Genomic DNA, 24,844 nt, shown 5'->3' on the forward strand with positions numbered 1-24,844 from the left:
GCGAAAGAATTTTTTTAGGAGGAAAAAGTCATGCCGCCACGGCCATCAAAATGGATTAAGAGGAACGATCGACCGGAACCTCTTTTATCACCAAGTGTCATGCAAGGCAGAAATGGAAACACCCCAACATCTCAACAAAACCAGCCCTTCGCACCAATTACTAACCAGCCTATTTCTGCTTTCAGAGCCACGAGCAATATGAATTTGTCAGTGGCTGCAAATGCAGCAAGCGGAGTCTTATTTCAAAATGAGCAATTTGATTTGGCGAATGAATATAACCCCGACACATCTACATTTTCACCGAGAACAGCAGGCGTATATTCTCTTAACGCATCAGTTGAGTTTCAAGCGAATGCGAATGTTGACTTCAACTTAGAAGTCGTATTTCTCGTGAATCAAGATGTGGTAGGCGGAAATAACGAAACTCAAGCAGGGAATCTCCCGGCAGTCGTAGCCATTACGGAAATACTTCAGTTAAACGCTGGAGATACGGTGACAGTTGCCATGAGAAGTACTGCCGCCGGAACAATTCAAGCGACTACGAGAACTCGTTTTGCAGCCGCTAGAGTTCCTTCTCTGACTTCGTAAAAAAGGGATATTTGATTCCGGCAGATCAAAGCCGCTCTATATTAAAGTTGATTTTTCCTGTTTTGGATTGATCAGCTTTTTTATTATTTTCAAAATAATTGAAACATTAATAGTTTAGTAACGTACAGAGAAAAGGGAGGTGGAGGAATGAAGCAGTATAAAAGGAAGCATCTTAAGACGTTATTTGAGACATTAGGCGAAGAATATCAATTCAACGGGACGATTCTGGCTGCGGAAGATGGCGATATCTTATATCATCACTCTTTCGGTTATGCAGAATTGACGGAAAAGCGCCCCTTGCAAACCAACTCTTTGTTTGAGTTAGCGTCTTTGTCAAAGCCTTTTACAGCTTTGGGAATCATATTGCTGGAGGAGAAAGGAATTCTTGGATATGAAGACAAAGTGGAGCGGTGGCTGCCGGGTTTTCCGTATCAGGGTATAACGATTCGGCATTTATTGAACCATACGTCAGGGCTTCCTGAATATATGGGATGGTTTTATAGCAATTGGGATCAACACAAGATTGCGCTGAATCAGGATATTGTCGATATGCTGATGAATGAGGGGCTTCCTAATTATTTTGAGCCGAATGAAGGCTGGCTGTACAGCAATACGGGGTATGTGCTGCTGGCGGTTATTATTGAAAAAGCATCTGGCATGAGCTATGCGGATTTTATGAATACAAGTATTTTTTCACCGGTCGGCATGAATAAAACGAGAGTGTATAACAGGAGGCTTCGGCCTGAGCGGATTGATCATTATGCATATGGATATGTGTATGATGTACATTCCGAAACGTACGTCCTTCCTGATGATCTGGAGGAAACAAGCTATGTCGTTTACCTCGATGGCATACAAGGAGACGGAACGGTGAACTCTGTCACAAGCGATTTGTTTCGATTTGATCAGGCTTTATATCAGGATGATTTAATCAGTAATGCTTCTAAGGAAGCCGCGTTTTCACCGGTACGCCTGAATAATGGGGGAACAATCGATTACGGCTTTGGCTGGGTGCTGCAAAACAGTCCTGAAAAAGGGCGGATTGTCAGCCATAGCGGAGGGTGGCCCGGCTATTCGACGACGATGATCCGATATATCGATCATCGTAAAACGCTGATCTATTTGAGTAATAAAGAAGAGGATGCTGAATATGAACAAGCGATTCTGAAGGCTGCGGAAAATATTCTATTTGGCCAGCCGTATGAGATCCCAGAACGTCCTGCTGATAAGAAGAAAAAAGCAATTGATACGGCGATATACAGCCGCTATGTTGGCAGCTACTCGTTTCAGGATGGGACGGCTGCACGGGTGACGGCCGAGAATGAACGTCTTTATTTGGAGATCACTGGGCAGCTGAGACTGGAATTGTTTCCTTCCTCGGAAACCCGTTTCTTTCTGCGATCATTGTCTGTTGAATTAGAATTTATGTTAGGTGATGATGTTGTGAAAAGCTTTATCATTTATGAGGATGGAACAGAAGAAGAAGCGGTCCGTACGAATTAGAAAGGGATGAGCGTAATGATCGGAATATTAGAGTGTCAAACAAGGGCTGTTTTCACAGCCCTTGTTTTTTTATATTCCTATTGTTTGACAGTTAACTATAATGATGTTAAATTAAACATGTAAATAGTTACATGATTTTTTCTGAAGGTGAGGTGGTGCTCATGAAGAAGCCGGTTTTAAAACCATTCGCCTCTTTAGAAATCAAGGTTGATCCGCCTATCACCATTGGTGAGACAGGCCTGGGACTGAGACGATTCATTCCGATTCGTTCGGGAACAATAACCGGGGAAATAAAGGGGCGTATTTTGCCGGGCGGTGCAGATTCACAAATCATTCGCGCTGACGGCAGAACAGATTTATCTGCCAGGTATGTGATCGAAACAGCAGATCATGAACTGATTTACATTGAAAACAATGGGATACGGCAAGTCAGCGAGCCGTTTCGAAAACAAGCCGCGGCCGGGGAAATCATTGATCCGGAGCATGTTTATTTCCGTACGATGCCGACATTTGAAACAGGCAGTGAAGTCTATCAATGGCTGCATGACCGCTTGTTTATCGGTTCCGCAGAAAGAACCCCTGATTACGTTCGACTAGACATTTATGAAGTTCAGTAAAGACTAAGGAGAGTGTGAAAGATGGAAAACTTTATCGGAAGCCACATGATTTATACTTATGAAAACGGTTGGGAATACGAGATTTATATTAAAAACGACCATACAATTGATTATAGAATTCATAGCGGAATGGTTGCCGGACGCTGGGTTCGGGATCAGGAAGTCAATATTGTCAAACTGACAGAAGGCGTATATAAAGTGTCTTGGACAGAGCCGACAGGCACAGATGTTTCATTAAATTTTATGCCGAATGAAAAACGCATGCACGGCATTATTTTCTTCCCGAAATGGGTGCATGAACATCCTGAAATTACGGTCTGCTACCAAAATGACCACATTGATCTGATGAAAGAATCCCGCGAAAAATATGAAACGTATCCAAAATACGTTGTGCCTGAATTTGCGGAGATTACATTTCTGAAAAATGAGGGAGCCGACAATGAAGAAGTGATTTCGAAAGCTCCTTATGAAGGAATGACAGACGATATTCGCGCGGGAAAATTGTAAAAAACATAAAAACCCGGGAAAGAGAATTACTTCTCTTTCCCGGGTTTTCTTTTTGCTTTATATTCGGGAACCATCACAATTCCCGCGAAAAACAGTATGATTCCAGTCCAGCGGATGGGCTGGTAATAGGCTGTGTCCCGTAAAAACACCACTGCTGACAAAATGATGATACAAGCTGCCACAACGATGACAGCACCAATGTATCCTGTTTTCCCCATGTTTATTCTCCTTGTGAAGGGAATAGTTTCTGCCTTTTTTCAGATTCAGGATCGTTTTCGATCGTAATCTTTGAATCTAATATCAGGGTCTGTCTTGTTTCTTCATGATACGCCGGCCATTTTACATCTTCAGTGCTTGGGTTTCCTGTTTTGGCGAACGTGAACCATGCTGATTGTATGGTGTGAGAAAGCTGTTTCACCTCATCCGTAACATCTGCTTTTGCCATCCGCTCTAACCCGTCGAGATTTCCGAAAACAAAGGGAAGCTCTAATGCGTGAAACGCTTTATTGTACGGCGGTTTACCAGAGTGCCAATCGAATCGGTACATCCATACAGGCGCGTAATGAGACTGGGCGGAGGCATAGGCGACGGCCGGGCGCCAAAATAACAAATCAGTCATCATATGAATTTGGCTTTCCAGCGAACGCGGATATAGATCGGAAACTTTCTCGGCTAGCGGCTGCCCTAATAAATACTCAAGCGCGGCATCAAGCGTTTCCTGAGAATGAACGTCTGAGTCCGGGGTGAAAAATAAATATCCTTCATCGCGGTTTGTTCCGATTAACAGCGGAATGCCGGCAGCAGCACCTTCTGCGATTGCTTTTTCTGGTTCAGCAGGCAGCGTTTTCGGATCAAGGGCGGGCTGGAAGAACAGCTGAAAGATATTTTCATTTTCTGCTTTCCGAAGCTGATCGGCCGCTTGAAGCAAATCTTCCGCAGATACAGTGTGCAATCTGTCCAATTGGCTCTCGTTAATCCCCAGGACCTTTAAAAAGGCTGCTGCGGTGCTAGCCGCTTTTTCTTTTGTCATTGTTCTAGAAGCGCCGCTTTCCATGATCGCTTTCTGGAACAGGCCTTTTGCCGCAGGCATAGCGAGCAGCGCGGCAATGCTCATACCGCCTGCGGATTCTCCAAATACCGTTACGTTATCCGGATCACCGCCAAATGCTGAGATATTGTCTCGCACCCATTTCAGTGCGGCGGCTTGGTCCAAAAGCCCAAGGTTATCGGAATACGCCTCATCAAACGAAGACAAATGTAAAAATCCAAACGGCCCTAGACGATAATTCAGTGTAACGACATGACTTCTCCCTGCGCCGCAAGTCTTGACCCATCGTATAATGGCTCACTGCCTGCTCCAAGATAAAAAGCGCCGCCGTGAATCCACACCATGACAGGCAGGTTTTGACTTGGAGTGTCAGGCGCAAATACATTGACATACAGGCAATCCTCAGACTGTCGGGGAAGCTCAGCGTATGAAAGTGACAGCAAATCAGACGGCTGCGGGCAAATAGGGCCGTACGCTGTTGCGTCCAGTTCGTTCTCCCACGCTTCCGGAGGTTCCGGTGCTTTAAAACGCAATGGTCCGACAGGCGGTTTGGCATAGGGGATGCCTTTCCATTTATGTACGCCATTTTCTGTTGTGCCTTTTACTTTGCCGTATTGAGTTGTTACTGTTTTATGAGTCATCGCATTCTCTCCCTTTTTCCCCCATTATAAACAGATTTGCCCTGCGGATGCGAACGTGAGCCCTTAGCCGATATTCATCTTCCCATTGTTTTGAAGAAGGATTTGACTTCCTGAACGGTTAAGCCGATTTCTCTTGCTTCCGCCATCAGCGCTTTCCATTCTTCTATATTGGATTCTGTCAGTTTACGATTGCGATAGGAAGCGGTTTCAGGCTGTTCTTTCTTTAGTATGTTCGTAAAAGTGAACAGTTCTTCCTTTTCCATTCCGGCTTGGACGGCTTGCACAAGATGCACGCGCCATTCTTCTTCACTGCCGCTGATTCTTTCATACATCATTGTTTCTGCGTCGAATAATTCTGTTAATTCAACCTCCAGTGTGGCGGAAATTTTCTTTAAAAATTGAACGGACGGATTTGTATGAACGCCTCTTTCAATCTTGCTTAAATAGGATTTAGATACACCTGACTCCACAGCCAGCTGATTAATAGAATAGCCTTTTCTTTTACGGTACAAACGGATAATTCTTCCAATCATGATATGAAATTCTCCTCTATTCCTGTCGTTATTTTGTTCATTATAAGGAATTATTCGTTCTTTATAAAATTTAAAATAATAAGGGAAGTGCAGTAAATAAGAGGAAAATCATGATTTTGTTCTCTAAAGAGAACTTATTGGCTTATTTTGCAATTTTTAAATAATAAAGTTTTCTTTTATAATCCAATCATTAACAGAAAGGGGCGCGGGAAGCCAGCCGCGGGAAGGCTGAAGGCTATGAATACATGAATGAGAATATGAGTTTTAAAGAATTATATGCGATTGTCAGACACAGATTCGTGCTGATTCTGCTCCTCACAATCGGCGTCACCGTTATTACGGGCTTTGTGCAATTTAAGGTCATTTCACCGACCTATCAAGCATCGACGCAAGTGCTGGTTCATGAATCAGACGGTGAAGAAAACTCGAATCTCAGTGACATCCAGCGAAATCTTCAGTACAGCAGCACGTTCCAATCGATTATGAAAAGCACTGCTTTGATGGAAGAGGTCAAGGCGGAATTGCATCTTTCTGAATCGGCTTCCTCGCTGAAAGGAAAAGTGATTACCAGCAGTGAAAATGAATCGGAAATTATCACCGTTGCCGTTCAGGACCACGATCCGGCGAAAGCGGCTGAGATTGCGAACACATTAGTGAACAAGTTTGAAAAAGAAGTAGATGAAAGAATGAACGTACAAGGCGTGCATATTTTATCAGAGGCGAAGGCTTCTGAGAGCCCAATGATCAAGCCGGCCCGGCTGCGAAATATGGTTATGGCTTTTGGCGCTGCTGTCATGGGCGGCATTACACTGGCATTTTTTCTGCATTTTCTCGATGATACGTGCAAAAGCGCACGGCAGCTCAGCGAGAGAACCGGATTGCCATGCTTAGGCTCCGTCCCTGATGTTCAAAAAGGGCGGAATCGCGGGATAAAACATTTCGGGGAGTGAAGCGAGTGGTCTTTAGAAAAAAGAAAGCAAGACGAGGTTTGGCTCAAATATCCGTTTTACACAATAAATCAATTGTTGCGGAACAATATCGCACCATTCGGACAAACATTGAGTTTTCATCCGTTCAGACCAACTTGCGGTCTATCCTCGTCACCTCCTCTGTGCCTGGTGAAGGTAAATCGTTCAGTGCAGCGAATCTTGCGGCTGTCTTTGCGCAGCAGCAGGAAAAGAAAGTGCTGCTGGTGGATGCCGATTTAAGAAAGCCCACCATCAATCAGACATTTCAGGTTGAGAATGTAACCGGGCTGACAAATGTGCTGGTCGGGAATGCTTCACTCAGTGAGACGGTGCAAAAGACGCCGATCGATAACTTGTATGTGCTGACAAGCGGACCGACCCCGCCGAATCCGGCTGAACTGCTGTCTTCAAAAGCGATGGGAGATTTAATATCTGACATCTATGAACAATTTAGCCTCGTCATCTTTGATTCCCCTCCGCTTTTGGCTGTTGCGGATGCTCAGATTCTAGCAAATCAGACAGATGGCAGCGTGCTCGTTGTTTTAAGCGGAAAAACAAAAACCGATACCGTCCTGAAAGCAAAGGATGCACTAGAACAATCCAATGCGAAGCTGTTAGGCGCTCTTTTAAACAAAAAGAAAATGAAAAAATCGGAACACTATTCCTACTAAATAGATGGTAAAGGTGATGTCTCCTGACCTGTATCAATGGAGGCACTCGGCTCTGCTGTGGGCAGCTGAAGTTGTTGCCTTAGATGCTGGTCGTCGCTGGCGGGGCGTGAGGACGGGTTAAATGCCCACTTATCTGATATATACATAGGATGTATTGTCGGTTTAGCTGCTGCCGATGTTTTGGTGGACGAAAACCGCCGCAGCTAAACCGATAAAAGAATTAGGGGGGAAAAGGTTGAGTTACCGGAGAAGACTGTCAATGATTATTGCGCTGGATACTTATCTCGTTTTAAATTCAGTTATTGCAGGATATCAATTTTTAAAAGATTCCTATCAATTTTATGACTCCGGAGCATTATTGCTTACCGCTGTCAGCTTGCTCCTCAGCTATCATGTATGTGCTTTCCTGTTCCGTCAGTATAAACAGGTGTGGACATACACCGGTCTCGGCGAGCTGATCGTCCTGCTTAAGGGCATTACGCTTTCAGCCGCTGTGACAGGCGTCATTCAGTATGCTGTGTATCATACGATGTTCTTCCGTCTGTTAACCGCATGCTGGGTGCTTCAGCTTTTGTCTATTGGAGGAACCCGTGTTTTATCCAGAGTGTTAAAAGAAAGCATCAGAAAAAACCGCCGTGCCTCATCCCGCGCGCTGATTATCGGGGCGGGCTCAGGAGGGACTCTGATGGTCAGGCAGCTGCTTTCAAAAGATGATCCTGACATCATACCTGTCGCTTTTATTGATGACGACCAAACGAAGCATAAATTAGAAATTATGGGGCTGCCCGTAATCGGCGGAAAAGAAAGTATCATGCCTGCGGTGCAAAAGCTCAAAATTAACTATATTATTATTGCCATTCCTTCACTCCGCACCCATGAGCTTCAGGTGTTATATAAAGAATGTGTGCGAACTGGAGTAAACATTAAAATTATGCCTCATTTTGATGAAATGCTGCTCGGCACACGAACTGCCGGACAAATCAGAGATGTAAAAGCTGAGGATTTGCTCGGCAGAAAGCCGGTAACCCTCGACACAAGCGAAATTTCGAACCGCATCAAAGGAAAAACAGTTCTTGTCACGGGAGCGGGCGGATCAATCGGCTCAGAAATCTGCCGGCAGATCAGCCCGTTTCAGCCTAATGAAATCATTCTGCTCGGCCATGGGGAAAACAGCATTCATTCGATTTATACAGAGCTGAACGGACGATTCGGCAAACACATTGTGTTCCATACGGAAATTGCGGATGTGCAGGACCGCGATAAAATGTTTACCTTGATGAAAAAGTACGAGCCGCACGTTGTCTACCATGCAGCTGCCCATAAGCATGTGCCTTTAATGGAACATAATCCTGAAGAGGCTGTCAAAAACAATATCATCGGAACAAAAAATGTCGCGGAAGCAGCCGATATGTCGGGGACAGAGACGTTTGTGCTGATTTCATCAGACAAAGCGGTGAACCCGGCTAATGTAATGGGGGCGACAAAACGATTCGCCGAGATGATTATTATGAATCTTGGAAAAATCAGCAGAACCAAGTTTGTCGCTGTCCGCTTCGGCAATGTACTTGGGAGCCGCGGCAGCGTCATTCCGATTTTCAAAAAACAGATTGAAAAAGGCGGCCCGGTGACGGTAACACATCCGGCCATGACCCGCTATTTCATGACGATACCCGAGGCCTCAAGACTTGTCATCCAGGCCGGGGCACTGGCGAAAGGGCGTCAGATTTTCGTTCTCGATATGGGGGAGCCTGTAAAGATTGTGGATCTTGCCAAAAACCTCATTCATTTGTCCGGCTACACGACTGAGCAGATTCCAATCGAATTCACAGGCATTCGTCCCGGCGAAAAAATGTATGAGGAATTGCTGAATAAAAATGAAGTACACGCTGAACAAATCTTTCCGAAAATTCATATCGGCAAAGCAGTTGACGGCGATTGGCCGGTGCTGATGCGCTTTATTGAGGATTTTAATGATCTGCCGGAAGCCGACTTGAGAGCGAGGCTGTTTGCGGCAATCAATACATCAGACGAAATGACGGCTGCCAGTGCTCATTAGGGGGAGTGAAGATGACGAAAAAGATATTGTTTTGCGCGACTGTCGATTATCATTTTAAAGCCTTTCACCTCCCTTACTTTAAATGGTTTAAACGAATGGGCTGGGAGGTTCATGTCGCTGCGAGCGGACAAACCAAGCTGCCGTATGTGGATGAGAAGTTCTCCATCCCAATTCGCAGGTCACCCTTTCATCCTCAGAATCTGGCCGTTTACAGACAGCTGAAGGAAGTGATCAACACCAATCAATACGATATTGTCCATTGCCATACGCCGGTCGGCGGCGTGCTTGCCAGACTAGCGGCGAGGCAGGCCAGGCGGCATGGAACAAAGGTGCTGTACACAGCGCACGGATTTCACTTTTGCAGCGGAGCGCCGATGAAAAATTGGCTGCTTTACTATCCGATTGAGAAATGGCTTTCGGCATATACAGACTGCCTGATTACGATCAATGAAGAGGATTACACACGGGCGAAGAGACTTCAAAGGCGGAGCGGAAAGACGCAGAAAATTCATGGCATCGGCGTCAATACCGAGCGGTTCCGGCCTGTCAGCCTGGAAGAGCAGCAACGACTTAGAGAAAAACACGGTTTCCGTGAAGATGATTTTATATTGGTTTATCCCGCTGAGCTCAATCTGAACAAAAACCAGAAGTTGTTAATTGAAGCCGCAGCCTTGCTGAAAGAACACATTCCGTCGCTCCGCCTTGTTTTTGCCGGAGAAGGAGCGATGGAACAAGCGTATCGAACGTTGGCTGAAAAGCTTGGTGCTTCCGGCAATGTCCGCTTTTACGGCTTTTGCCGCGACATTCATGAGCTGATTCAGCTTGCAGATGTATCTGTCGCATCAAGCATCAGGGAGGGCCTCGGCATGAATGTGCTTGAGGGGATGGCAGCGGAAAAACCGGCGATTGCCACGGATAACCGCGGGCATCGGGAAATCATCCGGGATGGAGAAAACGGTTTTCTGATCAACATCGGTGACAGTGCCGCTTTTGCCCGCCGAATTGAACAGCTTTACCATAAGCCGGAACTCTGCAGAAAGCTGGGACAGGAAGGCCGAAAAACAGCCTTGCGCTTTTCGGAGTCGCGAACGGTGGAAGAAATGGCAGATATTTATTCCGCGTACATGGATATGGATACAAAGGAGAAAAGCGTATGAACTCAGGACCAAAAGTTTCTGTCATTATGGGCATTTATAATTGTGAACGCACTTTGGCGGAAAGCATTGAATCCATACTCAGCCAATCCTATAAAAATTGGGAGCTGATTATGTGCGATGATGCGTCAACAGACGGCACGCTCCGCATCGCGAAGCAGTATGCCGCTCATTACAGCGACCGCATCAAGCTGATTCAAAACAAAACAAACAAGCGGCTTGCCGCTTCATTAAATCATTGTCTTTCGCATGCGACAGGCGAGTATATCGCACGTCAGGATGGAGACGACCTTTCATTCCCGCGCCGTCTGGAAAAGCAGGTCGCGTTTTTAGAAAAGCACCACCACTATCAGGTGGTTGGCACCGGCATGCTTGTATTTGATGAATGTGGCGTAAGGGGCACACGCATCCTGCCTTCTGTTCCGGAGCCGGGCATCATGGCAAAAGGAACCCCGTTTTGCCACGGAACAATTATGATGAGAGCCAGCGCCTACCGAACGCTGAAAGGCTACCGTTCGGTGCGGCGGACGAGACGGATGGAGGATATTGATTTGTGGCTTCGCTTTTTTGAAGAGGGCTTCAGAGGCTACAATCTCCAAGAAGCGTTGTATAAAGTAAGGGAAGACAGCGATGCATTCAAACGGAGGTCATTTACGTATTCCATAGACAATGCCATCCTTGTCTATCAGGCATGCAGACGTTTGAAGCTTCCTCTATCTGATTACATATATATTGCAAAACCGTTAATTCGCGCATTTATGCCTCCAGCAGTGATGAATCGCTACCACAAAAAAAGAGTGATGAACCAAAAGGAAGGGCTTGTCAAGCATGAGTAGCAGCCAAAAACGCGTGCTTCAAGTTCTCAGCGGCATGAACAGGGGCGGCGCGGAAACCATGGTGATGAATTTATATCGGAAAATGGACAGAAGCAAAGTACAATTTGATTTTTTAACGTATCGAAATGATCCGTGCGCTTATGATGAAGAGATTTTATCTTTAGGCGGGCGGCTTTTTTATGTCCCGAGCATCGGGCAAAGCAATCCCCTTACATTTGTGAGGAATGTAAGAAACACGATAAAAGAAAACGGGCCGTTCAGCGCCGTTCATGCGCACACGGATTTTCAAACGGGTTTTATCGCCCTTGCGGCAAGGCTTGCCGGAGTGCCGGTCAGGGTATGCCATTCCCACAATACGTCGTGGAAGACCGGCTTCAATTGGAAGGATCGCCTGCAGCTGATGGTGTTTAGGCGGCTTATTTTGGCGAATGCGACAGCACTGTGTGCCTGCGGAGAGGATGCGGGCAGGTTTTTATTCGGCCAGTCCAACATGGAGCGGGAGCGTGTTCATCTCCTTCCGAACGGGATTGATCTTGATTTGTTCGCACCAAATGGGCAGAGAGCTGATGAAGAAAAAACAGCACGCGGCATTGCTACTGACCGTCTCATCATTGGCCATGTGGCCCGGTTTCATGAAGTGAAAAACCACGCGTTTTTGCTGAAGCTTGCCGCACATCTCAAAGAACGAGGGGTTCGCTTTCAGCTCGTTCTCGCAGGAGACGGGCCGCTGCGCGAGAAAATGGAAGAGGAGGCGCGGCAGCAGAATCTGCTTTCAGAAGTCCTCTTTTTAGGCACTGAAGAACGCATTCATGAGCTGATGCGCACATTTGATGTGTTTGTCATGCCGTCTCTATACGAAGGCTTGCCGGTGGTATTAGTGGAAGCGCAGGCATCGGGGCTTCCATGCATTATTTCAGACAACATTACAGATAAAGTTGACGCTGGGCTTGGGCTTGTGACGAGATTGAGTCTTTCTGAGCCGATCGGCATCTGGGCTGAAACCATTGCAAGAGCGGCCGCCGCAGGCAGGCCGAAGCAGGAGCTCATCCAAGGTACACTCGCAAAACTTGGCTACGATGCACAGCAAAACGTAGGAGCGCTGCTGAATGTATACAACATTACTAGCGGAAAAGGACAATAAACGATGATTGTATATGCCGTCAATATGGGAATTGTATATATTTGGTCTTGGTTTGCCAAAATGTGCGGCGGCCGTGACGATTCGCTCGCCACGGGGTATCGGCCGAATAAACTTTTGATTTGGATTCCGCTTGCTTCACTTGTGCTCGTGTCGGGTCTCCGTTACAGAGTCGGCACGGATTTTCAGACGTACACACTGCTGTACGAATTGGCGGGTGATTATCAAAATGTGTGGCAGATATTCGGTTTCGGCACAGCAAAAACGGCGACAGATCCGGGCTTTACCGCACTCCTTTGGCTGATGAATTTCATCACGGAAGATCCGCAAATCATGTATATAACGGTTGCGGCCGTGACCTACAGTTTGGTTATTAAGACACTCGCTGATTACGGAAGGCCGTTTGAGCTGAGTGTCTTTTTATTTTTAGGAACCTTTCATTATTACGCGTCTTTTAACGGCATCAGGCAATACATGGTGGCAGCCGCATTGTTTTGGGCGATCCGTTATATCATCAGCGGGAACTGGAAGCGATATTTTCTAATCGTGCTGATCAGCTCGCTCTTTCATTCTTCGGCACTGATTATGATTCCGGTGTACTTTATTGTCAGAAGAAAAGCCTGGTCACCGGCGATATTCGGTTTATCCGCTCTATTTCTTGGCATGACGTTTTTATATCAAAAATTTGTTTCTGTGTTTGTCGTTGTGCTTGAAAACAGCTCATACAGCCATTATGAAAAATGGCTCATGACAAACACAAATGGAATGAATGTGATCAAAATCGCTGTCTTGGTTCTGCCGCTGTTTCTCGCCTTTTGCTACAGAGCGCGTCTGCGAAAGCTGTGGCCGCAAATCGACATCGTCGTCAATTTGTGCCTGCTCGGTTTTTTGTTCGGGCTTTTGGCCACAAAGGATGTGATCTTTGCCAGATTCAATATTTATTTCGGCCTGTATCAAATGATCTTAGTCCCTTATTTCGTCAGGATATTTGATGAAAAATCGAATGCCCTTATCTATATCGCTATCATTGTTTGTTATTTTCTTTACAGTTATTTGCTTATGCCGGTTGATTCGTCCGTTCTGCCTTACAGAACGATTTTTTCCCGGTAATTTATGCAAGAGGAGCCGGTCATTATGGAAACACCTGCGGTTAGTCTGTTAGTCGCTGTTTATAACACAGAAACATATATCAGAACGTGTCTCGAATCACTGCGGAACCAGACGCTGAATAATATTGAAATCATCATTGTCAATGACGGTTCAGCAGATGACAGCCCGGAAATCGCGGAGGAATACGCCAAAAACGATCACAGATTCAGGGTGTTTCATCAGGAGAACCAGGGTCTCGGCGCGGTTCGGAATAAAGGCATCGACGCGGCACGCGGCGAGTTTATCGCGTTTATAGATTCAGACGATTGGATCGAACCTGATTATTGCGAGCGAATGCTCCAGGCAGCAGACGATAAAACGGATCTGGTCATTTGCAATTACGCCGCGGAGTTTGAGGACACTGGAAAAACCATGATCTCTGATATTACAGAAACCTATCAGAATCAGCCGAAGGAGCAGTATATCAAGGCGTTATTTGAAGGAAAGGTCAGAGGGTTTTCATGGAACAAACTGTACAGAAGAAACATGGTTGAAGCGCATCGGCTGTCGTTTCCGCTCCGCGGCGAGCTAGAGCATGTGGAGGATCAGTTTTTCAGCTTTCGCGCTCATTTTTTCGCCCGCTCTGTATCCTATGTGAAAGCGCCGCTCTATCATTACCGGATTCACCTTTCCTCCATTGTGCAAAGCTATCAGAAAAAACTGTTTGAATCAGGGCTTGCGCTGTATGAGGCAAATGCAGCGTTTTTACAGGAGAACAACAAATTGGAGGCGTACCAAAAGGAGCTTGATACTTTTATGGTGCTTCACAGCAGCATCTGTATGCTGAACGAATGGAAAACAAGCGGGAGCCGCCGGCTGCTCGAAAAGCTTAGAAATGTCGGCGTAATTTGCGCGGATCCAGTGTTTCGAGAAAGCCTCTCAAAAACGGGTACTGCGCCCTTTGACGCAAAACGATCATGCCTGCTTCTGATGGCGAAATACAGAATGATTCCGTTCGTCGCTATGGCCTCGGCCGTGTATCAGCGGGCGATCGAGTACAAAATGAGAAACAGAGGGTGAGGACATGTCGTTACAATCATTGAAAATCAATCTTGCAGAATGGCTGCTGCTTAAGGTCAAATACCCGTCTCAATATTGGCTGGGTACGGCCGATCAGCCGGTAAAGACCGAAGCACATCAGAAAAAAATCATACTGACCCTGCTGCCGTCCCATGACAATTTGGGAGATCACGCGATTGCTTATGCCAGCAAGGCATTTCTTGACCAGGAATACCCCGATTTTGACATCGTCGAGGTCGATATGAAGGACATTTACAAATCAGCAAAATCGCTGCTCCGCTCGCGCCATCCGGAGGATATGGTCTTTATCATCGGCGGAGGAAACATGGGTGATTTATACCGTTATGAGGAGTGGACGCGCCGCTTCATCATTAAAACATTTCACGACTATCGAGTTGTCCAGCTGCCGGCAACGGCTCATTTTTCTGACACGAAAAAAGGGCGCAAAGAGCTGAAACGGGCGCAGAAAATTTATAACGCGCACCCTGGCCTATTGCTGATGGCCCGAGATGAAACAACGTATCAGTTTATGAAACGGCATTTTCAAGAAAAAACGATTTTGAAGCAGCCGGACATGGTGCTGTATTTAGATAGAAGCAAGACCCCCGCAGAGCGCGAAGGGGTTTATATGTGTTTGCGTGAGGATCAGGAAAGCGTGCTTCAGGAGGATGAGAGAAACCGGGTAAAGGCTGCGCTATTTGAAGAATTCGGCGACATCAAAGCCTTTACGACAACGATCGGGCGCCGGATCAGCCGCGATTCACGGGAGCGGGAGCTTGAAGCGCTGTGGTCTAAGCTGCAAAGCGCAGAAGCCGTTGTCACTGACAGGCTTCATGGCATGATTTTTTGCGCGCTGACAGGAACGCCGTGTGTCGTCATCCGCTCCTTTGACCACAAGGTGATGGAAGGCTATCACTGGCTCAGAGACATCCCATCCATGAAGCTGATTGAACATCCGGACCCGGAGCGTGTAACAGCCGCAGTAAAAGAACTGTTAACAAAAGAAACACCCCGTGCCGGCTTTCCGAGAGATATGTATTTTAAAGGACTGCGGGACAAAATCAGCGGTGAAGCGCAATGACCCCGCTCGTCAGCATTATTGTCCCGATGTATAACGTTGAACCATTTATAGAAGAGTGCATTGACTCTCTGCTTCGTCAAACGCTTTCTGATATTGAAATTATTCTCGTGAATGACGGAACACCGGATCGTTCAGGCGAGATTGCAGAGGACTATGCAAAACGGGATGCGAGAATCCGGGTCATTCATCAGGCAAACGGCGGGCTGAGCTCAGCACGAAATGCGGGAATAAAGGCCGCGCGGGGTACTTATATCGGCTTTGTTGACGGAGACGATTATGTATCTTCCGCCATGTTCCAGAGGCTGATTGAAGAAGCAGAACAAAATCGGCTCGACATCGCTGGGTGCGGTTTTTATAAGCAGTCAGCGGACAGGCGCGTGTATGTGCCGCCGCAGCTTGACATAAACCGCGTGCTGACAAAACCGGAAATGGCTGAACGGCTCAAACATGCTCACGAAACGAGATTTATCTGGTATGTATGGCGTTATGTTTATCGCCGTGAGCTTTTGGAGAGAGCCAATCTGATGTTTGATGAAGACATCCGTTTTGCTGAAGACTCTCCCTTCAATTTGTCCGCTTTTTGTGAAGCCGAGCGGGTGAAAATGCTGAATGAAGGCTTGTACATCTATCGTGAAAATCCGAACAGCCTGACAGAAATTCCTTATAAGCCGGCGATGGATGAACATATCCAAAAGCAATATCAGGCGAAAATCGCATTCTATAATCATTACGGTTTAGCAGGTGCATGCAAAGAAGATTTGAATGTGTACATTTGCAAGCACCAGCTTCCGATGCTTCTCGCAAACGCCTGTGCTTCTCCGAATCCGCCGAAAGACATCAAAAAACAGATTAGACACATTTTATCCTATGACATGGTGCGGCAGGCTGTCAGAAATACACCGGTCCAGCATGAGAAATTATTAAGAGGCGAGCGTTTGGTATTAGGACTGTGCAAATTACGGCTCATATTTCTCATCAAGCTGTTTTTTGAGCAGCGGGGAACGATGAAAGGCAGTGCAAAGCAGGCATGAAATTCACGATAAACTTCAGCGCAAATCTCACGGCTTTTCTCTTGTCCGTTTTCCTGTCGGTCTGGATGACGCCTTTTATTGTCAAAACGCTCGGTGTGGAAGCGTTCGGCTTTGTTCATTTGACACAAAATGTGATTAATTACTTTTCGATTATCACCGTGGCGCTCAGTTCGGTTGTTGTGCGGTTCTTTTCTGTCGCCGCCCACAGGGGAGAGCGCGATAAAGCAAATGCGTATATCAGTAATTATTTAGCGGCGTCTGTTCTGATTTCAATGCTACTTTTGCTGCCTCTTGCGGGTTCGGCTTTCTTTATTGACCGCGTCATGAACGTGCCGCCAGCGCTTTTGGCTGATGTGCGTCTGTCAATTTTGATCGGCAGTCTGCTGTTCATTTTAACGTTTCTGATGGCGGGTTTCGGCGCTGCACCATTTTATGCAAACCGCCTTTACATCACCAGTTCAATTCAGGCGGTGCAAATGCTGATACGCGTGCTGTCTGTGCTGCTCTTGTTTGCATGTTTTGCGCCGAAAATCTGGCAGATCCAGCTTGCCGCTTTAGCTGGTGCTGTCATCGCGTCTATGCTGTCTTTCTATTTCTTCAAAAAACTGATTCCGTGGTTTTCGTTTCGGATGAAGGATCTTTCATTCCGCATAAGCAGGGAGCTGTTTCAGGCGGGCGCATGGAGCTCCGTCAATCAAATCGGCGTCCTGCTTTTTTTGCAGATTGATCTATTAACTGCCAATTTGGTGCTGGGGGCGTCTGCATCCGGGAAATACGCGGCGATTATCCAGTTTCCGCTGCTGCTGCGCAGCTTGGCTGGCACGGTCGCATCCCTGTTTGCGCCTCTTATTACTTCATATTATTCAAAAGGCGATATGGACGGATTAGTGAATTACGCCAACAAGGCAGTGAGGCTGAACGGTCTTTTGCTTGCGCTTCCTGCTGCCTTATTGGGCGGATTGGCGGGGCCTTTTCTGACGATCTGGCTTGGACAATCCTTTTCGTCTATAGCACCGCTTTTATATATTCATGCCGGATACTTAGTGGTCAGCCTCGCCTTTATGCCGCTGTTTTATATATGGACCGCCTTTAATAAACAAAAAACACCGGCGATCGTTACCCTGCTGTTAGGCGCAGTGAATGTGGTGCTGGCTGTCACGCTGAGCGGGCCGGCCCATCTCGGACTGTACGGCATTACATTGGCCGGGGCGGTATCCCTTATTTTGAAAAATGCCATCTTTACGCCGCTTTACGTATCCCGCATTACCGGCTACAAAAAGCACGTGTTCTTTAAAGGGATAATCGGGCCTCTTTCAGCGGCTGTGTTTGCGTGGGCGGTCTGTGAGGCAATCCAGTTCGTTGTAAAGATTGACGGCTGGGCATCACTGATAACGGCGGGAATGACAGTCAGCTGCTGCTACGCGGTTTTCGCTTTTATGCTCGTTTGTACGAAAGAGGAAAGACAGCTGGTACTAAAGCGGTTTCGAAAAACGAAAGGAGCTGTGAATCTTTGATCCTGAAACGACTTTTTGATCTGACGGCCGCCATTTTTTTATTGTGCTGTACGAGTGTCATCATTTTATTCACCATAGCCGTTGTCAGGCTGAAAATAGGATCACCTGTCTTCTTTAAGCAAGTAAGGCCGGGCCTGCACGGCAAGCCATTCACCCTTTATAAATTCCGAACGATGACGGATGAACGGGACAGTGAAGGAAATCTGCTGCCTGATGAAGTCCGGCTGACGAAAACGGGCAGGCTGATCAGAAAGCTGAGCATTGATGAGCTTCCGCAGCTGCTGAATGTCCTAAAAGGCGATCTCAGCCTTGTCGGCCCGCGGCCGCTTTTGATGGACTATCTGCCCCTTTATACAGAAAAACAGGCACGGCGCCATGAGGTGAAGCCGGGTATCACAGGCTGGGCACAAATCAACGGCAGAAACGCGATTTCCTGGGAAAAGAAATTTGAATTAGATGTTTGGTATGTTGACAACCGATCATTTTTTCTCGATATGAAAATTTTATGTTTGACGGTGCGAAAAGTACTTGTTTCAGAAGGGATTCAGCAAACCAATCATGTGACAGCGGAACGGTTTACGGGAAGCGGAGATGTGTCCTCATGAGAAGAAACGTGGCCATTGTGGGTGACGGCGGACACGGAAAGGTGATCAGAGAGCTGATAAACGCTCGGTCAGACATGCGATTAGCCGCGGTGCTTGATGATAAATTCCGAACATTTGAAGCGGGATCAGAGTGGTACACAGGCCCGCCGGAAGCCGTTGCTGAATTGCGAAGGCTCATTCCCGATGTATTGTTTCTGGTCGCCATCGGAAACAACAGTGTCAGAAAACAGCTGGCGGAGCGACTGGGACTTAAGAAAGAAGATTTCATTACATTGATTCACCCGTCAGCCATCGTCAGCAAGTCGGCTGTCATTGGGGAAGGGACCGTGATTATGGCGGGCGCAATCATTCAGGCGGATGCGCGTATCGGCGCCCACTGCATCATCAATACGGGCGCAGTGGCAGAGCATGATAATCAAATCAGCGATTACGTTCATCTTTCTCCGCGTGTCACGCTATCAGGAGCGGTCGCCGTTCAGGAAGGCGCTCACGTCGGAACCGGCGCGGCCGTCATACCGCAGCTCACAATCGGATCTTGGAGCATTGTCGGCGCCGGCTCCGCAGTGATCCGTTCCATACCGGACAGGGTAACGGCTGCCGGTGCCCCGGCGCGCATTATTTCTTCCATTCAAACATAAAACAAAGGATGATTATATGTATAAAAGAATCTACTTATCTCCCCCTCATATGAGCGGCAGGGAGCAGCACTATATTTCAGAAGCCTTTCGCTCAAACTGGATCGCGCCGCTTGGGCCTCTCGTGAATTCATTTGAAGAACAGCTGGCAGAACGCGTCGGTGTAAAAGCAGCAGCTGCGGTCAGCTCTGGAACGGCGGCGATTCACCTGGCGCTGCGTTTGCTTGAAGTAAAAGAAGGAGACACTGTGTTTTGCCAGTCCTTCACATTTGTAGCAACCGCCAACCCGATTTTGTATGAAAAAGCGGTACCCGTCTTTATTGATTCTGAGCCTGATACGTGGAATATGTCGCCGAAAGCCCTCGAAAGAGCGCTGGAGGATGCGAAAAGAAGCGGAACTCTGCCAAAAGCGGTTATTGCCGTCAATCTATATGGGCAGAGCGCGAAAATGGATGACATCGTAAGCCTGTGTGATGCATATGGAGTTCCTGTCATTGAGGACGCAGCCGAATCTCTCGGCACAGTTTATAAAGGGAAGCAAAGCGGGACATTCGGGCGCTTCGGCATTTTTTCATTTAACGGGAACAAAATCATCACCACATCAGGCGGCGGGATGCTCGTTTCAGACGATGAAGCCGCCATTGAAAAAGCACGATTTCTCGCTTCGCAGGCACGAGAACCGGCTGTTCATTATCAGCACAGCGAAGTCGGGCATAATTACAGGCTGAGCAATATCCTCGCCGGCGTGGGCATTGCCCAGCTTGAGGTGCTGGATGAGCGGGTGGAGAAAAGAAGGGCCATTTTTACAAGATACAAAAACGCGCTCGGTCATATTAACGGTGTCCGTTTTATGCCGGAGCATGAAGCAGGTGTATCCAATCGCTGGCTGACCACGCTCACACTTGATAACGGGCTGAGCCCATATGACGCGGTTCAACGACTTGCGGAAGAAAACATTGAAGCACGTCCGCTTTGGAAGCCGCTCCATACCCAGCCGCTGTTTGAGCCGTCTTTATTCTATTCTCATGAAGATACAGGAAGCATATGCGAAGGTCTTTTCAAGCGAGGGATCTGTCTCCCATCAGGGTCAAATCTGACGGAAGAAGAGCAAGACCGGGTCATTGATGTGCTAACACACTTATTCCAAACTGGCGAGGTGAAGAAATGGACAGCAAGCATTCGATGATCAGCCTGAAACAGAAACTGTCCGGGCTGCTCGACGTCATTCCGAAACAATCCGAGATCATATATGCCGACTATCCTCTATACGGAAATGTAGGGGATTTATTTATTATGAAGGGAACAGAAGCCTTCTTTAAAGAACACGGGATACGGGTCAGAAAACGCTGGAATCCCGACAATTTTCCACTTGGGCGAAAGCTCGATCCGAATCTCATCATCGTCTGCCAGGGAGGCGGCAACTTCGGGGATTTGTATCCGTATTATCAAGGCTTTAGAGAGAAAATCGTCCAAACCTATCCGAATCACAAAATCGTGATCCTGCCGCAATCGATTTATTTCCAAAACGAAGACAATCTGAAACGGACGGCGGAGATATTTTCTAAGCATGCGAATCTCCATATCATCACAAGGGAAAAAGCCTCCTATGCAACGGCGCAGGCTTATTTTACAAGCAATCAGATTAAGCTTCTACCTGATATGGCTCATCAGCTGTTTCCGGTCGCTCCAACGCAGCAGCCATTCAACCAAAGGCTGAGATTTATCAGAACAGATCATGAAGCAAACAAGGAGCTTCAGGAACACGCAAAAGCGGAAAGCTACGACTGGCGCACGGTGCTGTCAGCTTCAGACCGCCGGACGATCGCTTTTCTGCAAACGCTGAACGTCCTGAATAAAAAAGCGGGCAATCCTCTGCCCATCGCGTATATATGGGAAAAATACTCGGATTATATCGTCAAAAAAGCGATTCGGTTTTTCAGCCGTTACGAATCGGTGGAAACATCGAGGCTGCACGGCCACATCCTGTCCTCTCTTCTTCAAAAAGAAAACACGGTCATTGATAATTCCTACGGGAAAAACGCCAACTACTATCATACCTGGATGGAAGGAGTGCCAAGCACCCGACTCATCCAGAACGCCTCAAAGAAGGAAAACCTTCCTGCTCACATATGAGCGGAAGGTTTATTTTGATTCTCCCCGTTTGACTTTGTTGTACGCTTCATCTAAATGCTGAATCCGTTTCAAGACGACTGCGTTTTTCGTCAGCTGGTCCTGCACAAGCGTTGAGACGACGGAACGGTAGTAGCTGTTCATCGCGTGGATTTTATCCTCAGACTGATTCATTTCAATATGCTGTTTGAAATTCTCAATAAAATAAGGGACGGAAAAAAGTTCAGACATTTCTTTGGCAGCTCCTTTTTCATAAATGTATACGGTGTGATCTCAATCATGTACAATGAAGAAAGGGGAGTGAGCAAGATGGATATGAAACTTCAGCAAGTACAAGTATTAAAGCCTCAACTGACACAGGAGCTCAGGCAGGCCATCACGCTTCTTGGCTATCATTCGGCAGAACTCGCCGAATACATTGATGAGCTCTCACTGGAAAACCCTCTTATTGAACGAAAGGAAACAGACACACCGCCACTATCTTACCATAAAACAAACAAAAACAGGATGAATGCACAGGAAGCAGGCCTTCAATTAAGTGATCCGCAAAAAACACTGCAGGATGTGTTAAAGCAGCAGTCACTCGATATAAATCTGACAAACACTGAAAAAAAGATTTTCAATTATCTGATTCATTCGCTTGATTCAAACGGGTACTTGGAAGAAGATATGGAGGAAGCAGCACGGCGACTATCTGTTTCGACTAAGGAAGCGGAAACGGTTTTGGCAAAGCTTCAGTCGTTAGAGCCGGCTGGAATTGGCGCAAGATCTCTGCAGGAATGTATCCTTCTCCAATTACAGCGGCTGCCGAATAGAAATGAACAAGCGGAAATGCTTGTTTCAGCTCATTTTGATGCTTTTGCGCAAAAAAGATGGAAAGCGCTTTCAGGAGAAACAGGAATTCCGCTTCATGCGATTCAAGATATCTCTGATGACATCGCAGCTCTTCATCCAAGACCGGGCCTTCTGTTTGCCCAGCCAGAGCAAGATGTGTATATCGAGCCTGACATTTTTATCACCGTGAAAAACGGGCACATCGCAGCAGAGCTGAATACCCGCTCGTTTCCAGAGATAGACCTGCATCCGCAGTACAGAACGCTTTTATCGTCCGGCTCCTGTCAGGATACCGCCTCTTATTTATCTGCGAAATACCAGGAATGGCGCTGGCTGAGCCGCGCGCTGCGACAGCGAAAACAGACGATCACGAGAATTGTCAATGAGCTGATCACACGGCAAAAGGATTTCTTTCTGAAAGGGCGAGGTGCAATGAAGCCGCTGACTCTTAGGGAGATAGCAGACTGCCTGAGCCTTCATGAATCAACTGTAAGCCGGGCAATCAAAGGGAAAACGATACAAACGCCGTACGGACTGTTTGAGATGAAACTCTTTTTCTCAGCAAAAGCCGAGGCTTCAGGAGATGGAGATGCGTCTAACTATGCAGTCAAAACCCATCTAGAAGACCTGGTCAATCAAGAGGACAAAACAAAACCGCTCTCAGACCAAAAGCTTGCCGACTTGCTGTACGAACGGCACGGCATCCAAATCTCCAGACGCACGGTCGCAAAATACCGCGATCAAATGAACATTCCGTCATCGGCAGCGAGAAAACGGTATAAATAAAATCCTCCCATGTTGGGAGGATTTTTTTAAGGAATCATCCAGCTGAACACATGATGCTGCAAAAAGGTGATGATACAAACGAGCAGCAGCAAAAACAGGCTGTGTTTAATGGTAAAGCGGAAAAGATCTGACTCCTTCCCGGCGAGTCCTACCGCGGCGCACGCCACCGCAATCGACTGCGGCGAAATCATTTTTCCTGTGACACCGCCTGAAGAGTTGGCGGCGACAGAGAGAACTGGGTCCATGCCGACCGATAACGCGGTGACTTTCTGCAGGTTGCCGAACAGCAGGTTGGCAGAAGTATCCGAGCCGGTAATGAAGACGCCGAGCCAGCCGAGAACAGGCGAAAAGAAGGTAAACATCGAACCTGTCAGTGCGAGTGTCATCCCGAGTGTCGTGCTCATTCCCGAGGAGTTTGTGACATAGGCAAAACCAACGACAGATGCGATGGTCAAAATCGGAAACTTCAACTCTTGGATCGTTTCTTTAAAAACAGCTCCCCAGTCTTTCCACGAAATCGCCGTGATGAACTTTGACAGCACAGCAGCAATCAATATCGCGGTGCCGGCTGAACCAAGCACCTCAAGCTTGTAAACCGCTTCAATCGGCGCGCCGTCAGCATTGATAATTTGATTGTTCAACAAAGGCACACCAGGGGCAAAAGTCAGTTTTTCGCCAACTGCGTTCAGCCACTTCAAGAAAACCGCAGCGCCTTCATAATGCCCGGTCAGCGCGGATTTGACAGATGGAATGCCCCATACAGAAATCATCACCGTCAGCAGCAGAAATGGCGACCAGGCCTTGAAAATCTGTCCGCCGCTGTACGCAGGCGCGGCCGGATTCGTTTTCGCCATTTCAATCGCGGCGGCAGATTCTTGTTCACCGGCAAACCGGAATGTTGTTTTCGGCTTCCACCATTTCAAAAACACAGCAAGCGCAGCCATCGAAACAAGCGCCGACAAAACATCCGGCAGCTCAGGCCCTAAGAAATTGGAACTGAGATATTGAACAACAGCAAAGGAAACACCGGAAACGAGAATCGCCGGCCAGACCTCAAAGGCTTTCCTGAACCCGCTCATGATGATGATTAAATAAAGAGGAATAAATACGGATAAAAACGGCAGCTGCCGCCCGACCATTTGCGAAATCTCCATCGCCGGAATCCCAGTCGGCCCTTCTACGGCTGTAATCGGAATCCCAATCGCGCCAAAGGCGACTGGCGCCGTATTGGCGATCAAACAGATTCCCGCCGCATAAAGAGGGTTAAAGCCGAGGCCGACCAGCAGCGCAGCAGAAATGGCGACCGGCGCTCCGAAGCCGGCAGCTCCTTCTAAAAAAGCCCCGAATGAGAAAGCTATCAGGAGCGCCTGAAGCCGGCGGTCATCCGTAATCGAGAGAACAGAACTGCGAATGATATCAAACTGTCCCGTTTTCACAGTGATTTTATACAAAAAAACAGACGTCACAATGATCCAGCCGATCGGCAAAATCCCGTATACGGCTCCTTGTGTCGCGGACATCAGCGCTTTTTCTGCCGGCATCCGATAAACCAATACAGCAATGATAAGTGCGATTCCCAATGTGGACAAGCCCGCTGTATACCCCTTCATCCGTTTGATCGCGAGTGCCCAAAAAAAGAAAATAATCGGTACAAGTGCGGCAAGCGCTGATAAAAGCAAATTTCCCCCTATAGGCGTAAATGCCTGTGTCCATTGCATCCCAAACCCCTCCTTGAAACATAAACTGGCGTTATGTGTAAGCGGTTTCTATAGATGATATGATCATCTGATGACTGGGTA

At 47.3% G+C, this 24,844-nt stretch carries 23 protein-coding genes and 2 pseudogenes; 20 read left to right on the forward strand and 5 right to left on the reverse strand.

Features of this window, described 5'->3' with window-relative positions:
* Positions 1–30: 30 nt before the first annotated feature.
* The 4 genes from AC0DBE_RS17215 (at position 31) to padC (ending at position 3,215) form a co-directional block, all read left to right on the forward strand.
* Positions 31–588 (forward strand): C1q-like domain-containing protein, encoded by a 558-nt coding sequence (locus tag AC0DBE_RS17215; RefSeq protein WP_041521077.1) that lies wholly within the window; start codon positions 31–33, stop codon positions 586–588.
* 147 nt (positions 589–735) lie between these two features.
* Positions 736–2,091: a serine hydrolase gene (locus tag AC0DBE_RS17220; protein WP_114151210.1), complete on the forward strand. Its 1,356-nt coding sequence runs from the start codon at positions 736–738 to the stop codon at positions 2,089–2,091.
* Between the two features lie 161 nt (positions 2,092–2,252).
* Positions 2,253–2,708 carry a DUF3237 domain-containing protein gene (locus tag AC0DBE_RS17225; protein WP_014115249.1) on the forward strand — a complete coding sequence of 152 codons (456 nt, stop codon included), beginning with the start codon at positions 2,253–2,255 and terminating at the stop codon, positions 2,706–2,708.
* A 21-nt stretch (positions 2,709–2,729) separates the two neighbouring features.
* On the forward strand, positions 2,730–3,215 hold the full coding sequence (gene padC, locus AC0DBE_RS17230) for a phenolic acid decarboxylase (RefSeq protein ID WP_003235304.1): 486 nt from the start codon (positions 2,730–2,732) through the stop codon (positions 3,213–3,215).
* 26 nt (positions 3,216–3,241) lie between these two features.
* Here the strand turns inward: padC and AC0DBE_RS17235 are convergent, their stop codons facing one another.
* From AC0DBE_RS17235 to slrR, 3 genes and pseudogenes are all read right to left on the reverse strand, one after another.
* On the reverse strand, positions 3,242–3,433 hold the full coding sequence (locus AC0DBE_RS17235; protein ID WP_457895410.1) for a hypothetical protein: 192 nt from the start codon (positions 3,431–3,433) through the stop codon (positions 3,242–3,244).
* A 2-nt stretch (positions 3,434–3,435) separates the two neighbouring features.
* A pseudogene (gene pnbA / locus AC0DBE_RS17240) lies at positions 3,436–4,904 on the reverse strand (para-nitrobenzyl esterase).
* Positions 4,905–4,978: 74 nt separating this feature from the next.
* Positions 4,979–5,437: an HTH-type transcriptional regulator SlrR gene (gene slrR / locus AC0DBE_RS17245; RefSeq protein ID WP_072182619.1), complete on the reverse strand. Its 459-nt coding sequence runs from the start codon at positions 5,435–5,437 to the stop codon at positions 4,979–4,981.
* Positions 5,438–5,682: 245 nt separating this feature from the next.
* On the opposite strand from slrR, the gene AC0DBE_RS17250 reads away from it, so the two are divergent.
* The 15 genes and pseudogenes from AC0DBE_RS17250 to AC0DBE_RS17320 all read left to right on the forward strand — a co-directional run bounded on the left by AC0DBE_RS17250 (position 5,683) and on the right by AC0DBE_RS17320 (position 21,428).
* Complete coding sequence (locus AC0DBE_RS17250) at positions 5,683–6,387, forward strand: YveK family protein (protein ID WP_072182618.1); 705 nt, start codon at positions 5,683–5,685, stop codon at positions 6,385–6,387.
* Between the two features lie 5 nt (positions 6,388–6,392).
* Positions 6,393–7,076: a protein tyrosine kinase EpsB gene (gene epsB, locus AC0DBE_RS17255; protein ID WP_014115245.1), complete on the forward strand. Its 684-nt coding sequence runs from the start codon at positions 6,393–6,395 to the stop codon at positions 7,074–7,076.
* A 235-nt stretch (positions 7,077–7,311) separates the two neighbouring features.
* Positions 7,312–9,132 carry a polysaccharide biosynthesis protein gene (locus AC0DBE_RS17260; RefSeq protein ID WP_332606798.1) on the forward strand — a complete coding sequence of 607 codons (1,821 nt, stop codon included), beginning with the start codon at positions 7,312–7,314 and terminating at the stop codon, positions 9,130–9,132.
* A gap of 11 nt (positions 9,133–9,143) precedes the next feature.
* Positions 9,144–10,289, forward strand: coding sequence for a glycosyltransferase family 4 protein (locus tag AC0DBE_RS17265; protein WP_014115243.1), 1,146 nt, complete (start codon positions 9,144–9,146; stop codon positions 10,287–10,289).
* Positions 10,286–11,122: a glycosyltransferase EpsE gene (epsE, locus tag AC0DBE_RS17270; protein ID WP_072565294.1), complete on the forward strand. Its 837-nt coding sequence runs from the start codon at positions 10,286–10,288 to the stop codon at positions 11,120–11,122. Before AC0DBE_RS17265 ends, epsE begins: the two co-directional genes overlap by 4 nt.
* Positions 11,115–12,270, forward strand: a pseudogene (locus AC0DBE_RS17275) (glycosyltransferase family 1 protein). The gene epsE and the pseudogene AC0DBE_RS17275 overlap by 8 nt, the downstream one beginning before the upstream one ends.
* A complete protein-coding gene (gene epsG / locus AC0DBE_RS17280) occupies positions 12,267–13,370 on the forward strand; it encodes a biofilm exopolysaccharide biosynthesis protein EpsG (RefSeq protein ID WP_061187883.1) in 1,104 nt (367 codons plus the stop codon). The pseudogene AC0DBE_RS17275 and the gene epsG overlap by 4 nt, the downstream one beginning before the upstream one ends.
* Positions 13,371–13,394: 24 nt before the next feature.
* The gene (locus AC0DBE_RS17285; RefSeq protein ID WP_072565292.1) at positions 13,395–14,429 is read left to right on the forward strand and encodes a glycosyltransferase family 2 protein; all 1,035 of its coding nucleotides are present in this window, start codon (positions 13,395–13,397) and stop codon (positions 14,427–14,429) included.
* Between the two features lie 4 nt (positions 14,430–14,433).
* Positions 14,434–15,510: a polysaccharide pyruvyl transferase family protein gene (locus AC0DBE_RS17290; RefSeq protein WP_326197884.1), complete on the forward strand. Its 1,077-nt coding sequence runs from the start codon at positions 14,434–14,436 to the stop codon at positions 15,508–15,510.
* A complete protein-coding gene (locus tag AC0DBE_RS17295; protein ID WP_472963017.1) occupies positions 15,507–16,541 on the forward strand; it encodes a glycosyltransferase in 1,035 nt (344 codons plus the stop codon). Before AC0DBE_RS17290 ends, AC0DBE_RS17295 begins: the two co-directional genes overlap by 4 nt.
* Entirely contained in the window at positions 16,538–18,055 is a 1,518-nt protein-coding gene (locus tag AC0DBE_RS17300) for an MATE family efflux transporter (RefSeq protein ID WP_472963019.1), read from the forward strand. The genes AC0DBE_RS17295 and AC0DBE_RS17300 overlap by 4 nt, the downstream gene beginning before the upstream one ends.
* Entirely contained in the window at positions 18,052–18,660 is a 609-nt protein-coding gene (locus tag AC0DBE_RS17305; RefSeq protein ID WP_003219897.1) for a sugar transferase, read from the forward strand. The genes AC0DBE_RS17300 and AC0DBE_RS17305 overlap by 4 nt, the downstream gene beginning before the upstream one ends.
* The gene (locus AC0DBE_RS17310; RefSeq protein WP_014115235.1) at positions 18,657–19,298 is read left to right on the forward strand and encodes an acetyltransferase; all 642 of its coding nucleotides are present in this window, start codon (positions 18,657–18,659) and stop codon (positions 19,296–19,298) included. Before AC0DBE_RS17305 ends, AC0DBE_RS17310 begins: the two co-directional genes overlap by 4 nt.
* A gap of 16 nt (positions 19,299–19,314) precedes the next feature.
* Complete coding sequence (locus AC0DBE_RS17315) at positions 19,315–20,481, forward strand: DegT/DnrJ/EryC1/StrS family aminotransferase (RefSeq protein WP_268391620.1); 1,167 nt, start codon at positions 19,315–19,317, stop codon at positions 20,479–20,481.
* Positions 20,460–21,428 (forward strand): polysaccharide pyruvyl transferase family protein, encoded by a 969-nt coding sequence (locus AC0DBE_RS17320; RefSeq protein ID WP_072182609.1) that lies wholly within the window; start codon positions 20,460–20,462, stop codon positions 21,426–21,428. Before AC0DBE_RS17315 ends, AC0DBE_RS17320 begins: the two co-directional genes overlap by 22 nt.
* A gap of 9 nt (positions 21,429–21,437) precedes the next feature.
* Here the strand turns inward: AC0DBE_RS17320 and yvfG are convergent, their stop codons facing one another.
* Positions 21,438–21,656 (reverse strand): protein YvfG, encoded by a 219-nt coding sequence (yvfG, locus tag AC0DBE_RS17325; protein ID WP_003235267.1) that lies wholly within the window; start codon positions 21,654–21,656, stop codon positions 21,438–21,440.
* Between the two features lie 78 nt (positions 21,657–21,734).
* Between yvfG and rpoN the strand changes: the two genes are divergently transcribed.
* Positions 21,735–23,045 (forward strand): RNA polymerase factor sigma-54, encoded by a 1,311-nt coding sequence (rpoN, locus tag AC0DBE_RS17330; RefSeq protein WP_472963022.1) that lies wholly within the window; start codon positions 21,735–21,737, stop codon positions 23,043–23,045.
* A 26-nt stretch (positions 23,046–23,071) separates the two neighbouring features.
* Here the strand turns inward: rpoN and lutP are convergent, their stop codons facing one another.
* Positions 23,072–24,763 (reverse strand): L-lactate permease LutP, encoded by a 1,692-nt coding sequence (lutP, locus tag AC0DBE_RS17335; protein WP_061187892.1) that lies wholly within the window; start codon positions 24,761–24,763, stop codon positions 23,072–23,074.
* Positions 24,764–24,844 lie beyond the last annotated feature (81 nt).

Source organism: Bacillus sp. VA15 (assembly GCF_055721145.1).